The organism is Streptomyces sp. NPDC033165, from assembly GCF_055577965.1.
In genome coordinates this window covers 119,906-133,793 of the sequence record NZ_JBVIPK010000016.1, presented here as the reverse complement: position 1 = coordinate 133,793, position 13,888 = coordinate 119,906, and the positions used below count along the sequence as shown (strand labels likewise).

The 13,888-nt window shown below is 72.2% G+C and carries 14 protein-coding genes and 1 pseudogene; 11 read left to right on the top strand and 4 right to left on the bottom strand.

Features of this window, described 5'->3' with window-relative positions:
- The first annotated feature begins 33 nt into the window (after positions 1 to 33).
- From ACZ5WC_RS29045 to ACZ5WC_RS29030, 4 genes are all read left to right on the top strand, one after another.
- Positions 34 to 1,095, top strand: coding sequence for an iron chelate uptake ABC transporter family permease subunit (locus tag ACZ5WC_RS29045; protein WP_468543595.1), 1,062 nt, complete (start codon positions 34 to 36; stop codon positions 1,093 to 1,095).
- Entirely contained in the window at positions 1,092 to 2,126 is a 1,035-nt protein-coding gene (locus tag ACZ5WC_RS29040) for a FecCD family ABC transporter permease (protein ID WP_468543594.1), read from the top strand. Before ACZ5WC_RS29045 ends, ACZ5WC_RS29040 begins: the two co-directional genes overlap by 4 nt.
- A 175-nt stretch (positions 2,127 to 2,301) precedes the next feature.
- The gene (locus ACZ5WC_RS29035; RefSeq protein ID WP_468543593.1) at positions 2,302 to 4,545 is read left to right on the top strand and encodes a serine/threonine-protein kinase; all 2,244 of its coding nucleotides are present in this window, start codon (positions 2,302 to 2,304) and stop codon (positions 4,543 to 4,545) included.
- Positions 4,546 to 4,735: 190 nt separating this feature from the next.
- A complete protein-coding gene (locus ACZ5WC_RS29030) occupies positions 4,736 to 5,413 on the top strand; it encodes a helix-turn-helix domain-containing protein (RefSeq protein WP_468543592.1) in 678 nt (225 codons plus the stop codon).
- A 48-nt stretch (positions 5,414 to 5,461) separates the two neighbouring features.
- Here ACZ5WC_RS29030 and ACZ5WC_RS29025 read toward each other — a convergent pair.
- A pseudogene (locus ACZ5WC_RS29025) lies at positions 5,462 to 5,929 on the bottom strand (response regulator); the annotation flags it as partial.
- A 92-nt stretch (positions 5,930 to 6,021) separates the two neighbouring features.
- Here ACZ5WC_RS29025 and ACZ5WC_RS29020 point away from each other — a divergent pair.
- The 5 genes from ACZ5WC_RS29020 to ACZ5WC_RS29000 all read left to right on the top strand — a co-directional run bounded on the left by ACZ5WC_RS29020 (position 6,022) and on the right by ACZ5WC_RS29000 (position 9,836).
- On the top strand, positions 6,022 to 6,594 hold the full coding sequence (locus ACZ5WC_RS29020; protein ID WP_468543591.1) for a hypothetical protein: 573 nt from the start codon (positions 6,022 to 6,024) through the stop codon (positions 6,592 to 6,594).
- 41 nt (positions 6,595 to 6,635) lie between these two features.
- A complete protein-coding gene (locus ACZ5WC_RS29015; protein ID WP_468543590.1) occupies positions 6,636 to 7,334 on the top strand; it encodes a HemK2/MTQ2 family protein methyltransferase in 699 nt (232 codons plus the stop codon).
- A complete protein-coding gene (locus tag ACZ5WC_RS29010) occupies positions 7,318 to 7,686 on the top strand; it encodes a CDGSH iron-sulfur domain-containing protein (RefSeq protein ID WP_468543589.1) in 369 nt (122 codons plus the stop codon). Before ACZ5WC_RS29015 ends, ACZ5WC_RS29010 begins: the two co-directional genes overlap by 17 nt.
- Positions 7,683 to 8,720: an iron-containing redox enzyme family protein gene (locus ACZ5WC_RS29005; protein WP_468543588.1), complete on the top strand. Its 1,038-nt coding sequence runs from the start codon at positions 7,683 to 7,685 to the stop codon at positions 8,718 to 8,720. The genes ACZ5WC_RS29010 and ACZ5WC_RS29005 overlap by 4 nt, the downstream gene beginning before the upstream one ends.
- A 318-nt stretch (positions 8,721 to 9,038) precedes the next feature.
- Positions 9,039 to 9,836 (top strand): SigB/SigF/SigG family RNA polymerase sigma factor, encoded by a 798-nt coding sequence (locus tag ACZ5WC_RS29000; RefSeq protein ID WP_468543587.1) that lies wholly within the window; start codon positions 9,039 to 9,041, stop codon positions 9,834 to 9,836.
- 153 nt (positions 9,837 to 9,989) lie between these two features.
- Here ACZ5WC_RS29000 and ACZ5WC_RS28995 read toward each other — a convergent pair whose 3' ends face one another.
- On the bottom strand, positions 9,990 to 10,460 hold the full coding sequence (locus ACZ5WC_RS28995; RefSeq protein WP_468543586.1) for a DUF5709 domain-containing protein: 471 nt from the start codon (positions 10,458 to 10,460) through the stop codon (positions 9,990 to 9,992).
- 50 nt (positions 10,461 to 10,510) lie between these two features.
- The gene (locus ACZ5WC_RS28990; RefSeq protein WP_468543585.1) at positions 10,511 to 10,837 is read right to left on the bottom strand and encodes a plasmid stabilization protein; all 327 of its coding nucleotides are present in this window, start codon (positions 10,835 to 10,837) and stop codon (positions 10,511 to 10,513) included.
- Positions 10,838 to 11,265: 428 nt separating this feature from the next.
- Here ACZ5WC_RS28990 and ACZ5WC_RS28985 point away from each other — a divergent pair, with 428 nt between their 5' ends.
- On the top strand, positions 11,266 to 11,832 hold the full coding sequence (locus tag ACZ5WC_RS28985; RefSeq protein ID WP_468543584.1) for a PadR family transcriptional regulator: 567 nt from the start codon (positions 11,266 to 11,268) through the stop codon (positions 11,830 to 11,832).
- Positions 11,833 to 11,898: 66 nt separating this feature from the next.
- Positions 11,899 to 13,629, top strand: coding sequence for an acyl-CoA dehydrogenase family protein (locus ACZ5WC_RS28980; protein WP_468543583.1), 1,731 nt, complete (start codon positions 11,899 to 11,901; stop codon positions 13,627 to 13,629).
- Positions 13,630 to 13,678: 49 nt separating this feature from the next.
- Here the strand turns inward: ACZ5WC_RS28980 and ACZ5WC_RS28975 are convergent, their stop codons facing one another.
- Positions 13,679 to 13,861 carry a hypothetical protein gene (locus ACZ5WC_RS28975; RefSeq protein WP_468543617.1) on the bottom strand — a complete coding sequence of 61 codons (183 nt, stop codon included), beginning with the start codon at positions 13,859 to 13,861 and terminating at the stop codon, positions 13,679 to 13,681.
- Between the last annotated feature and the right edge of the window lie 27 nt (positions 13,862 to 13,888).

Here is a 13,888-nt window from a genome sequence, read left to right as displayed (position 1 = left end):
GCTGTCCGGTGGCGGATCGCTCAGGGAGGTTCGATGCCACAGGCGCTCGCGACGACGACCGCGCCCCCACCGCCCACCGCGTCGTCGTGGTCGTCGCGTCGCAGGACGCACCGGCTCCTCGGCCTGGGCATCGCCGTCGGCGCGCTCCTGGTGGCGGTGGTGCTCAGCGTCGCGATCGGCTCGGCGATGCTTCCCCTCGACGTGGTGTGGCAGGCGCTGACCGCCCCCGACGGCTCCGCCTCGCACGCCACGGTCAGCGAAGCCCGCGTGGACCGTACGCTGCTCGGCATCGTCGTCGGCGTCTCCCTGGGTGTGGCGGGAGCGCTCATGCAGGCCCTGACCCGCAACCCGTTGGCCGACCCGGGTGTCCTCGGCGTCAACGCGGGCGCGGGATTCGCCGTCACTCTGGGCGTGGCCGTCTTCGGCCTCACCCGCATCGAGCAGTACCTGCCCTTCGCCTTCGTCGGCGCTGTCGCCGGTTCGGCGGTGGTCTACCTCGCCGCCAGCGGCGGACGCGGCGGGCCCTCCCCGCTGCGGCTCACTCTCGTCGGGGTGGCCTTCACGGCGGTGCTGGCCGGGGTTTCCCACACCCTCGCCCTGATCGACACGGAGACCTTCGACCGGATGAGGTTCTGGGGAGCGGGCACCATCACCGACCGTCCGACAGGCACCGCCGGTGACATCGTGCCCTTCGTGCTGGCGGGCCTGCTGGCCGCTGCGTGCTGTGCGCGCCCGCTCAACGCGATCGCGCTCGGCGACGACGCCGCGCGGGCGGTCGGGCTGCGGGTCGGCGCCACCCGGTGCGGTGTGGTGATCGCGGTGGCCCTGCTGTGCGGTGCGGCGACGGCCGCCGCGGGCCCGCTGATGTTCGTCGGCCTCATGGTGCCGCACGCCGTGCGCTGGCTCACCGGGCCCGACTGGCGCTGGATCGTCGCCTACTCCGCCGTCCTCGCCCCGGTGATCGTGCTGGTCGCCGATGTGCTGGGCCGGCTGATCGTGAACCCCGCCGAGCTGCCGGTCGGCGTCATGATGCCCCTCATCGGCGCGCCCGTGCTGATCCTGCTGGTGCGCGGAAGCCGGGTGAGGTCGCTGTGAACGGGGTGTTCGTCCTCAGGGCGGGGCCCCTGAGCCTGAGAGTGACGCGCCGCGCGGTCGTCGTGTGCGGGCTGCTGGGGATCACGCTGGTCGCGCTGGCCCTGTGGGCCTTCACCCTCGGCAGCTACCCACTGAGTCTCGGCGACCTGACCGCGGTGATGTCGGGCACGGCCAGGAACAGTGTCCGCACCGTCGTCCTGGAGTGGCGTGCGCCGCGCATCGTCGCGGCCGTACTGTTCGGCGCCGCCCTCGCCGTCGGCGGCGCGATCTTCCAGTCGCTGACCCGCAACCCGCTCGGCAGTCCGGACGTCATCGGCTTCACCACCGGCTCCTACACCGGTGTCGTCGTCATGCTGCTCGTGGGCGCGAGCAGTTACCCGGCGCTCGCGGCGGGCGCGCTCGCCGGCGGACTCGTCACGGCCCTCGTCGTGTATCTGCTGGCGTTCCGCCGGGGTGTCCGCGGCTTCCGGCTCATCATCGTGGGCATCGCGGTCGGTGCGCTGCTGTCCTCCGTCAATACGTGGTTCTCGGTGAAGGCCGATGTGGACACCGCCCTGAGGGCCGCGGTCTGGGGCGCCGGCTCCCTGAGCGCCATCGGGTGGCCCGCCGTCATGATGGCCGCCGCCCTGACCACGGGCGTCGCCCTGGCGGCTCCGGTGGCCCAACGCCGGATGCGCCGGCTCGAACTGGGCGACGACACGGCGACGATGCTGGGAGTGCCCGTCGAGCGCACCAAGCTGCTGCTGGTCGTCCTCGGCGTGACGGCGACGGCGGCGGTGACCGCGGCGGCGGGCCCCATCGCCTTCGTCGCCCTGGCGGCGCCGCAGATCGCCCGCCGCCTCACCGGGCGCGGCACCTCCGTCGACCTCGTCGGCTCGGCGCTCGTCGGCGCGGTCCTGCTGCTCGGCGCCGACATCGCGGCACAGCACGCGATTCCGGGCGTGATACTGCCGACCGGCGCGGTCACGGTGTGCGTCGGCGGGGCGTATCTGCTGGTACTGCTGGTGCGGGAGTCCCGTCGGGGCCTGTAAGGGGGTGTGCCCGGTTGAGCTCCCCGTGCGGCACCCGCCTGGCTCCGCCGTACCGACCTGCGGCTAGTTTGTGTGCAGGCCAGGAGGGCCAGGCCAGGCAGGCCAGGCCAGGCAGGCAGGACGGGCAGGCAGGCGAGTGATGGCGCAGGAGCACGGGGAACGGGAGGTCGGAAGAGTGTCGCTGCGCGGAGGTGATCCGGCCGAGATCGGCGGCTATCCCCTGGAAGCACGGCTCGGCTCGGGCGGCATGGGCACGGTCTACCTGGCCCGTACGAGTTCGGGGCGGGCTGTCGCGATCAAGCTGATCCACCAGCAGTTCGCGGGGGACGACGAGTTCCGTATCCGTTTCCGGCAGGAGGTTGCGGCCGCGAGGCGGGTGAGCGGCGCGTTCACCGCCGCCGTGGTCGACGCCGCTCCCGAGGCCGAACAGCCGTGGATGGCGACGACCTATATCGAGGGGCACACGCTCGCCCAGCGCATCACCGTGCGGGGCCCGCTGGACGGAGCGGAGCTGAGGCGGCTCGCCATCGGGCTCGCGGAGGCGTTGCGCGACATCCACCGAGCGGGGGTCGTCCACCGTGACCTGAAGCCCTCGAACGTCGTGCTCTCGCCCGAGGGGCCACGCGTCATCGATTTCGGCATCTCGCGCGCCGTGGACCAGCAGACGCTGACGATGACCGGGCGGATCATCGGTACGCCGCCGTTCATGTCGCCGGAGCAGTTGCAGGCGCCGCGCGGTGTGGGACCGGCGTCCGATGTCTTCTCGCTGGGGACGCTGCTGGTGTACGCGGCGACGGGCCGTGGTCCCTTCGACGCGGACAGCCCGTACCTGACGGCTTACCAGGTGGTGCACGAGGAACCCTCGCTGGGCGCCGTACCGGAGGCTCTGCGCGCGGTCGTCGAGCCGTGCCTGGACAAGGAGCCCGGGGGACGCCCCTCGGCGGACGAACTCCTCGTACTGCTGCGGGACCTGCCGACCGAACTCGGCGGGACGGGCGCCGACGGGGCCGGAGCGGGCCGTACCCGCGACATGGTCACCGAGCATGACCTCGCGGCGCGGGCCGCCTCCGAGCCGACCGCCCCGGCCGGTACCGGGACGGGGAGCTCCGGCTCTCCCGTCGGCCGCCGTCTGCGCAGCCGGTGGCGGCCCGTGCTCGCGGCGGCGGTCGCGGTGGTCGCGATCGGCGGCGGGGTCGCCGTGCTGAAGACGGGCGGCTCCGGGGGGCACAGCGGCGGCGACGAGGGGAACGGCAGGGGAAACAGCGTCGCGGCGCCGGGGCCCGCGCTTCCGGACGGCTTCGAGCCGTGGCGCCGGACCGTGCGGGGCGGTCGTGCGGACATTCCCGACGAGCTGCGGTGCGTCACGCGTGGCGACGCGCTGTTCTGCGGGGGCGGCGGTGTCGTCGCGACCCGTATCAGGGCCCAGGACGGCTCGCGGGTGTGGACGGTGAAGAGCCCGGGCGTCCCCGTCCAGGGCATGCACCTGGTGGGCGCCACCGACGACACGGTGCTCGGCTACCGCTTCGCCGCCCAGGACGCCCCGCGGGACCCCCACAGCGAGGTGGTGGCCATCGACGCGAAGACCGGCCGGGAGCTGTGGTCCGTACCGTCCGGCGCCCAGTCGACCGCTGTCACCGGCCGGAGCCAGGACGCCGTCGTGGCCGGCACCGCCGTGGTGACGGTCGACGCCTCCAACTCCCGCTTCGAGGCCCGGGACGCGCATGGCGGTGAGGTCGCCTGGACAGCGTCGTTCCCAGCCGGCACCCAGTGTGCGCCCGTCCCGGTGGGCCGGCAGCTCCTCGCGATGTGCGCGACGGAGGCGGAGTTGGACGCCACGGAGGTGCGCCACCTCACCCTGCACACCGTGGACCTCGCGTCCGGGGCACTGGGCAGGCCCATCGCGGTCAACGGCCCCGCCGTGCCGACGGGTGCGGCAGGCGGCAGGCTCGTACTCCTCTCCAGGCACCTGGAGGGGGCGGCACGGGCCGGGTACGACGGAGTGGTCCTGGTCGACCCGGTCTCACGGAAGGTCACGTACTCACGGCTCGGCAAGACGTACGAGGGGACGCCCGGCATGGCGGACGGCACCGTCTACGTGAGCGGGCAGGCCGGAGTCGTCACCGCGCTCGACCCCGCTACCGGTCGGGAGAAGTGGTCGCGGCAGACGGGTGTGGAGGGAGCGTCGGGTCCGGCGGCGGATGAGGGCGCGCTGTACTTCAGCTCGGCCACCGGCCGGGTGGTCGCGCTGTCGCCGGACGACGGCGAATCGCTGTGGACAACAGATCCGCAGGCCGACGGGCTGACGGGCGAACAGGGGGCGAGCCCGCGCGTGACCGTCGCAGGGCGTGTGCTGTTCGTGGCCGCGGACGCGAACACGCTCTTCGCCTTCGACACCCGGAGGCCTCCGAAGTCGGGCTGACCCCGGCGGGGCGCACGGACAGCCGGCGGCATGCTCCGTGCGCGGGCGTCACGCGGCCGAGGGCCGCCCGGTAGCCCCCGTCTCGTAAGGCCCCAGCAGCTCCCACGGGTGCCGCTTCCGCGCTGCGCCCGTTCCCGGCGCTGGTTAGCGTGGGTCGTAGGACCCGCCTCGATGAGCAAGGAGCACAGCGATGCCCGCATCACCGAAACCGGCCAGAGGCGACATGGGCCGGCGCATCGTGGCGCGGCGCTTGCAGCTCGGGCTGTCCCGGCAGGACGTGGCGCTGCGGGCGGGCGCCGCACCCGGCTATATCGAGTACGTGGAGGAGCAGTCCGCGACGCCGGGCATCGGCTTCCTGCTCCGGCTGGCCGACGCGCTCGAAACCACGGTCCAGGAGCTGTCGGGAGGAACGGGCGAGCTGCCGCCGGGCCTCGGTCGGGGAGCGCGCCGAGCCCGGCTGGTCGAACTCGACGTCGCCATGTGCTGGGTGCTGCTGGGTGACCACGGCGTCGGACGGGTGGCGCTGACCCACGAGGGCGGGCCGGTCGTACTGCCCGTGAACTACCAGGTGCTCGACGGCGAGGTCGTTTTCAGCACGGGTGAGGACTCCCCGCTGGCCACAGCCGTCGGCACGGAGATCGCCCTTGAGACCGACCACATCGACGACGCCTTCAGCAAGGGGTGGAGCGTGCTGCTCGTCGGCCCCGTCCGTGCCGTGGCGGACGAAGAGGACGCGCGGGGGCTCAGGGAGGCGGCGTACGCGACTCCGTGGGCCGGGGAGGGGCGCGAACACGTCATGATCCTCACGCCTCGGCGGGTCACCGGACGCAAGATCATCGTGCCCGACGCCCCGGGCGACACCGACTGAGCCCGCTGCGCGGCCCGGCCTGAGGGGGGCTGAGTTCTCTGCGCGCGCTCAGCAATGGATTGATGCACGTGCTTGACCACCCCTGTATGCGGGTGACGCGTCACCGTCCTGCCGGTGTTCCCGTACCTCCTCCGCAAGGACGGCCGCCTGCATCCGCCGCTCCATCCCGAGCTTCGCGGGCCCGTCGGCCCCGGAGGCCCGCAGTGAGCGCATGAGCCGGGAGGCGGTCGCGGGATCGAGCGTCGACCGGACCGTCGCCACGGTTCTCACGGCGGACACCAGGTCCGAACCGTTGACCCGCTTGAGCACATACCCGGTCGCCCCGGCCATGACCGCATCGAGCAGCGCGCCCTCGTCGTCGGACGACGTCGGCAGCAGACAGGCCGGCCCCGGCATCCGGGAACGCAGCTCACGGCGGACGGTGACGCCGTCCCCGTCGGACAGTCGGGTGCCGAGCACCGCGACATCGGGCCGCAGCGCCGGCCCGCGAGCCAGTGCCTGTTCCGCCGTGGCGGCTGCACTGTCTCGATGTTCGTGTGAAAAGTCCGTAATGCTGGGTATCTCCAATGATGTCGGAAAATCCTTCCCGACCGGAAAGGAGACGGGCCGTGACGGACGGCATCTGGACCTACCCTCCGGCTGCGGGCCACGAAACGGGCGTCGACCTGGTCGTCCACCAAGTCGATGCGGCAGGCGGCCGTACCGGCAAGACCGTCAAGGGCTCGGACGAGCCCCGGCTCCGTACGGACGCCCGTGACGCGGCGTCGGCGTACGACGCTCTCGGTCACCGCTGCCCGCAGCGCACGCCTTCTCCGAGGGCCCGCAACCGCTGGACCAGAGCCGAGGTGGGGGCCACGCAGACCCCGGTCGAACGGCAGCCGGGGAGCCCTTCCGGACGAGGAGAGATGAACCGCTCAACCGTGGAACAACTGATGACCGCACAGGAGGACACGATGCGTGACGTAGGCAGGCTCTTGCGCGCCAAGGTCCTCAAGGTCCGGGGGCTGGTCAAGGAGTCCGACGGCAAGGCACTGGACGACCCGGTCCGCAAGGACGACGGCCGCCGCCAGCAGGCTGAAGCGCGTCGGCAGGAGCAGGAGCAGGAGCAGGAGAGCCGGAACGAGCAGCAGAGCCGCCAGGAGCAGGAGCATGGGCGGCCCGACGCGTCCTCCGGCCGTTGAGCGAGCCAGGGGCGCGGCTGCCCGGGGACGAAGGCGGCCCCATGACGCGGCAGGCGCCGCCGGACACACTCGGTGAAGCCCCACGGCCTCGCAGACTGGTGTGCCTGCCCGGGGTGTACCGCCCCCAGGCCGACACACTTCTGCTGGCCACCGCCATGCGACGCGAGGGAATCCGCGCGGGGATGGACGTGCTGGACCTGTGCACCGGAAGCGGCGCGCTGGCCCTGCACGCCGCCCGGCTGGGCGCCCGCGTCACGGCCGTCGACATCAGCCGCCGTGCTGTGGTGTCGACGCGGCTGAACACCGCGCTCGCCGGGCTGCCCGTGACGGTGCGCCGGGGCGACCTGCTCCGTGCGCTGCCGGGGCGTACGTTCGACGCCGTCGTCAGCAACCCCCCGTACGTGCCCGCCCCCGGTCTCGCGGTGCCCCGGCACCGGGCGGGCCGCTCCTGGGACGCGGGCCTCGACGGCCGGCTGATCCTCGACCGCATCTGCGCCGACGCCGGCGCCGCGCTGCGCCCCGGTGGCCTGCTTCTGCTGGTCCAGTCGGGGCTGAGCCGCCCCGGGGAGACCGTGAACCGGTTGTCCGGTGCCGGACTCCATGTCTCGGTGACCGACCGGGTGATGATTCCGCTCGGTCCTGTCACCCGGGGCCGCTCGGCCTGGCTGCGGGCCCGCGGACTGCTGCCGGCCCGCCTGGACAGGGAGGAGCTGGTGGTGATCCGTGCCCGGAAGGAATGAGAGGCCTCGGCGGGTGGTGGCGGGCCGGGACGGCCCGATCCTGGTCGAGGGGCCGGTCGTCGTGGTGAACGACGACGGTACGACGACCAGGTCCGACCGTTTCGTCGCCGCGATCTGCACCTGCCGTCGCAGCCGCACTTACCCCTGGTGCGACACCAGCCACCGCCGTCGCCGGCCCGCCGGGCCGCCCAGGCCCCACCCGGACGACGGAAACTCCGGCGCGGAGGACCGCGACCCCCAAGAGGGCGACCGGGACCCCGGAGAGGGTGACCGAGACCCCCGGGAAGGCAGCCGCGACCCCCGGGAAAGCGACCGAGATCCCCAGGAGGGCGAGGAGGAAACCCGACCATGACGACCCCGGCCACCACCACCCCCGCCCAACGGAGTCCCGCCGCGCCCCCGCCGCTCCCGCAGGCGCGCGGGCCCCTGAGCGGGAGCGTCCTCGCCGTGCTGGCAGGCCGCGGAGCCCGGCTGCCCGACGCGGGGACGGTACGCCGCGCCGACCCGTACGGCGACGACCTGCACCTGCTCCTGTACGTCCTCTACGAGCTCCACTACCGGGGGTTCGCCGGTACGGACGAGCGCCTGGAGTGGGACCCCGCCCTCCTCGCCGTACGCGCCGCCGCCGAGGACGTCTTCATGGACGCCCTGCGCCGTGGCAGCGAGACGGGCGGGCAGGGCGTGGCGGAAGCGGTCGACGCGCTGCTGGTGGAGCCCGTGGGCGACGACGGGCGCAGCGTCAGCCACCACCTCCAGCGGGAAGGGCAGCTGTGGCACCTGCGCGAGTACGCCGCCGTGCGCTCTCTGTACCACCTCAAGGAGGCCGATCCGCATCTGTGGGTGGTCCCCCGGCTCCGCGGGCGGGCGAAGGCGGCGATGGTGGCGGTGGAGTTCGACGAGTTCGGGGCGGGGCGGGCCGAGGACATCCACGCACAGCTCTACGCCGACCTCATGGCCGACCTCGGCCTCGATCCGCAGTACGGGCGCTACCTCGATGCCGCGCCCGCCCAGGCCCTGGCGACGGTGAACGTGATGTCCCTCTTCGGGCTCCACCGGAGGCTGCGGGGCGCGCTGGTCGGGCACTTCGCCGCCGTGGAGATCACCTCGTCCCCCGGCTCCCGGAGGATGGCGGCGGCGCTGCGCCGGGCGGGCGCGGGCCCCGCAGCGCAGCGGTTCTACGACGAGCACGTGGAAGCCGACGCGGTCCACGAACAGGTGGTGCGACGTGACGTGATCGGCGGGCTGCTGGCGGACGAACCCGAGCTCGCGGCTGACATCGTCCTGGGCGTCGCGGCCACCGGGCATCTGGAGGACCGCCTCGCCGACCACTTGCTGTCGGCGTGGCGCGAGGGGCGTACGGCACTGCGCACACCGCTGAAGGGCTGAGGGTCCGAGGGCGCGGGTCGGCCGGTCGGCGCCTTCAGGCCCCCCAGGCCCCCAGGCCCCCGGCCCCCCCCAGGCCCCCAGGCCCTAAGACCCTCAGCCGCGCAGCTCGGCCTCCCCGCCCCCTGTCGGCCGGTCGTATGGTCGCGCCGCATCCCGGGTTTCACCGCTGCTCCCGCACGGAAAGGCCAGGGGGTGCTTCGGAGGTGAGCCACGCCCCGGCGACGGAGGCGTCGCGGGTCATCACGGACACTCGGCGCGCCCCGCCGCGCCACCCTCCCGGCGACAGAGACCCCGTACGGCGAGGAGCTGAACGCCCCCATGGCCCTGGAAAGCCGTTGTGCCGACGACACCGACACCGCGGCACTCTTCCGCCGGCTCGTCGAGCTGCCCGAGGGGCCCGGGCGGGAGCGCCTGCGCGGGGAGATCATCTGCGCCTGGCTCCCCATGGCCCACCGGCTGGCCGCCCGCTACCGCGACCGCGGTGAGACGCTGGAGGACCTGCGGCAGGTCGCGGCCGTCGGTCTCGTCAACGCCGTCGACCGCTACGACCCCGAGCGCACCCGGGCCTTCGCGTCCTTCGCCGTACCCACCATCACCGGCGAGATCAAACGTCACTTCCGGGATCGCATGTGGTCCGTGCACGTCCCCCGCCGCGTCCAGGACCTCCGTAACGTCGTACGCCGCGCCACCGCCGAACTGGCCGCCGCGGGCACCCAGCCGTCACTGGCCCGGATCGCCGAGCACACCGGACTGACCGAGGCGGAGGTGCGGCAGGGGAGCGAGGCGCTCCACGGCTTCAGCGCCCTGTCCATCGACGCCGAGGCGTCCGTCGGCGGCAGCGACGTGCTGCTCTGCGACAGTCTGGGCACCGTGGACGGGGCCTACGACCTGGTGCTCGACCGCGAGGCGGTCAGGCCGGGGATCCGGAACCTGGCGGAGCGTGAGAAACGGGTGCTCTACCTGCGCTTCTTCGCCGGGATGACGCAGAGCGCCATCGCCGCCGAACTCGGTGTCTCCCAGATGCATGTGTCCCGTCTGATCAGAGAGTCCTGTCGCCGGATCCGTGAGGACGCGGCCCGCGAGCCCTCCCGCCGAACGTCGGGGGCCGGGCTCTGAGGGCGACGAGGGAGTCGCCGTCTCGCCGTCTCGCCGTACGGGCTCGACCGGTTCCGCCCTCCCGTCCTCCCGCCCGACACCAGCCCCACCGCACGGACACCGGCCGGCCGCAGAGCCGGCCGTACGGTTTCCGGCGCCGTGCGCACCGGACCCTCAAGCGCGCCGCCCCCGGCCGTCCCCCTCGTCCGTGACATGGACGGCGGCCTCCTCGGCGGAAGCGGCGCCCCCGTCGATGCCCACGTCGTCGGCGAAGACGTCGCTCTGTCGCCCGGTCGCGTCGTCCGCCGCGCTGAGCCGGCCGGCGCGAGGCTCGCGGCCGGTACGCTCCAGCGGTTCGCCCTCGCCGTCGGCTAGGTCGCCGATGCCGTCGCCGTCGGGCGGCTCCACGTCGTCTGCCTCCTGGGCGAGCCGTTGGTCCAGGGACTCTCCCCGGCGTTCCTCCGCTCCCGTCGTACCGAACTTGTTCACGCCCAGCGGACGTTCGGGAGGGGAGTAGCCCTCGTCCAGTTGATCGTCCAGATCCTGTTCGTCCAGCGTGTTCTCCAGGTCGAGATTGTCGTCGGGTGGGTCCTGGCCGTCGACCTGCGGCTGGTAGACGTCGTCGCCGCGTGCGTCTGCGGGCATGCCGTGCTCCTCTCTGCTGCCGTGGGCGGCCGGGGCGGACACGCCGGGTGTCAGCGCCCCAGAGCCTTCTTGAGCTCGTCCTTGTTCATCGAGGAACGGCCGTCGATGTTCTTCTTCTTGGCCTCTTCGTAGAGCTGGTCCTTCGTGGGGCCCTGCGCGCCTCGGTGGGAGCGTTCGCCGCCCCGCTGATAGGCGGACTTCTTGTCCTGCGTCGAGGTCTTGCTCGCCGTCTTCGACTCGCCGGACCGGGCGCGCTCCTTGTTCACGGTCCTGGCGGCGATCTCCTTCGCCCGACGCTCGGAGGCGCCCCGCTCCTCCTGGCTCTCCTTGATGTGCTCGTACTGCCGCTCGCGCTTCTTGTTCGATCCAGTCGGCATGTGGTGCTCCTTGGCTCTGGTCCGAGGGGGATGGGGGTGAGGGAGGGAAGGGGTGCGGCGCCGATGGCTGTTCTCCCAACCGGTCGGCGCCCGAGTTTCCGCGTAGGCCGGATACCTGCCACCAGGAGTACCCAGGGAGCAGCCGCTAAACATGCCGAACCGCCTCAGGCCGTCGGGGTGCATCGCGCACACACGATGGTGCCCGGGTGCATTGCGTACACGCGATGTATCTGTGTGTACCGGGTACACGTGCTGTCATCTGCGCATCGAGTGCACATGGTTGCCCTGTGGGGCACGTCGGAGCCGAGAAGGGCCCCCGAGGTCCAGCCGGGATGCTCATGCCCCTGCGGTGGGAGCCCGGGTGAGCCGTGTCTCACCCGGGCTCCACGACTTGTCTATGAAACGAGTTGCATAGAAGGATTCACGGTATGGCCCTCGACCACGCGATCCTCGTCTCCCTGCTGGAGAAGCCGGGCTCCGGCTATGAGCTGGCCCGGCGCTTCGAGCGGTCCATCGGGTACTTCTGGACCGCCACCCACCAGCAGATCTACCGGGTCCTGGGGCGCATGGAATCCGATGGTCTGCTCCTCGTCCGCGAGGTGCCGCAACAGGGCAGGCCGGACAAGAAGGAGTACTCGGTCACCGGCCCCGGCCGCGCCGTGCTCGCCGAGTGGCTGCACAAGCCGATCGAACCGGAGAGCCTCCGGCACGACCTCGCCGTGAAGATCCGGGGCGCCGCCTTCGACGATCCGGCCGCCCTGATCGACGAGGTCGGGCGGCACCGACAGGTGCACCGGGACCGGCTCGCGCACTACCTCGCGGGGGAGTCGCGTGACTTCACCGGGCCCGAGGCGCCCGCACCGCGGGACGCCGGTCAGGAACTCCAGCACGTCGTACTGCGCGGCGGCATCGCGTACGAGCGCATGACGATCGCCTGGCTCGACGACGTACTCGACACCCTGCACCGCCTCGGAGCCGCGGGCCCGGGCGCCTGAACGGCGCGCCGCCCGCCACCTCCGTACCACCGAAGAAGACCCTCACCCTCCCGGAAGGCATCCTCCATGGCTGAGTCCGCGTCCTTGCTGTTCAACCCGCGCACCTACGACCCGCAGCACTTCGACCCGGAGACCCGCAGGCTGCTGCGCGCCACCGTCGACTGGTTCGAGGAGCGGGGCAAGCGCCGGCTGATCGAGGACTACCGCTCCCGCGCCTGGCTGGGCGACTTCCTGGCCTTCTCGGCCAAGGAGGGGCTGTTCGCCACCTTCCTCACCCCGCTCTCCGCTGCGGGCGACAAGGAGCAGCGCTGGGACACCGCCCGGATCGCCGCCCTCAACGAGATCTTCGGCTTCTACGGGCTCGATTACTGGTACGCCTGGCAGGTCACCATCCTCGGCCTCGGGCCGGTGTGGCAGAGCGACAACGAGGAGGCGCGCGCCCGGGCGGCCGAACTCCTCTCCCAGGGCGAGGTGTTCGCGTTCGGCCTGTCCGAGAAGACGCACGGCGCCGACATCTACTCCACCGACATGCTGCTGACGCCGGACAGCGACGGCGGCGGCGGCTTCCTGGCCTCCGGCTCCAAGTACTACATCGGCAACGGCAACGCCGCAGGGCTCGTCTCCGTCTTCGGCCGACGCACCGACGTCGAGGGCCCCGACGGTTACGTCTTCTTCGCGGCCGACAGCCGCCACGAGGCGTACCACCTGGTGAAGAACGTCGTCGACTCCTCCAAGTTCGTCAGCGAATTCCGCCTGGACGACTATCCGGTGGCCCCCGCCGACATCCTGCACACCGGTCGCGCCGCCTTCGACGCCGCGCTCAACACCGTCAACGTCGGCAAGTTCAACCTCTGCACCGCCTCGATCGGCATCTGCGAGCACGCGATGTACGAGGCCGTCACCCACGCCAGCAACCGCATCCTCTACGGCCGCCCCGTCACCGCCTTCCCGCACGTGCGCCGAGAGCTGACCGACGCGTACGTCCGGCTCGTCGGGATGAAGCTGTTCAGCGACCGCGCCGTCGACTACTTCCGCTCCGCCGGTCCCGACGACCGCCGCTACCTCCTCTTCAACCCGATGACGAAGATGAAGGTGACCACGGAGGGCGAGAAGGTCATCGACCTGATGTGGGACGTCATCGCAGCCAAGGGCTTCGAGAAGGACAACTACTTCGCCCAGGCCGCCATCGAGATCCGGAGTCTGCCCAAGCTGGAGGGGACGGTCCACGTCAACCTCGCGCTGATCCTGAAGTTCATGCGGAACCACCTGCTGAACCCGGTCGACTACCCCGCCGTCCCCACCCGCCTCGACGCGGCCGACGACGACTTCCTGTTCCGGCAGGGGCCGGCGCGCGGCCTCGGCTCCGTACGCTTCCACGACTGGCGCACCGCCTTCGACGCCTACGCCGAGGTGCCCAACGTCGCCCGCTTCCGTGAGCAGGCGGACGCCCTGTGCACGTTCGTCGAGACGGCCGCCCCCGACGAGGAGCAGAGCCGTGACCTGGACCTCCTCCTCGCCGTCGGGCAGCTGTTCGCCCTCGTCGTCCACGGCCAGCTGATCCTGGAGCAGGCCCGGCTGACCGGCCTGGACCAGGACCTGCTGGACGAGCTGTTCGCCGTCCTCGTACGTGATTTCTCCGCGCACGCCGTCGAGCTGCACGGCAAGGACTCCGCCACCGAGGACCAGCAGAACTGGGCGCTGGGCGCGGTGCGCCGCCCCGTCGTCGACGCAGCCCGCTCGGCGCGGATCTGGGAGCGCGTGGAGTCGCTGTCCGGGGCCTACGAGATGGCGCAGTAACCAGCAACCCCCTTACGTATCGACCCTCCTGACGGTTCGCCAGTAGCCGTCAGGAGGAGTGCTCGGCCGGTTCGGGCTCCGGTGCGTCCACCTGTTCCGGGTCGCCGGTCGGGTCGCTGGGGGTCTTCACGGACTCCAGGAGGAGCTGGGAGACGTCCACGACCTGGATGGACTCCTTGGCCCGGCCGCCCACGGCGGAGCCGCTCGCTGACTCAGCCGCCTTGCGATGCACCGCATCTGCCGCCGCGCGCTGATCCAC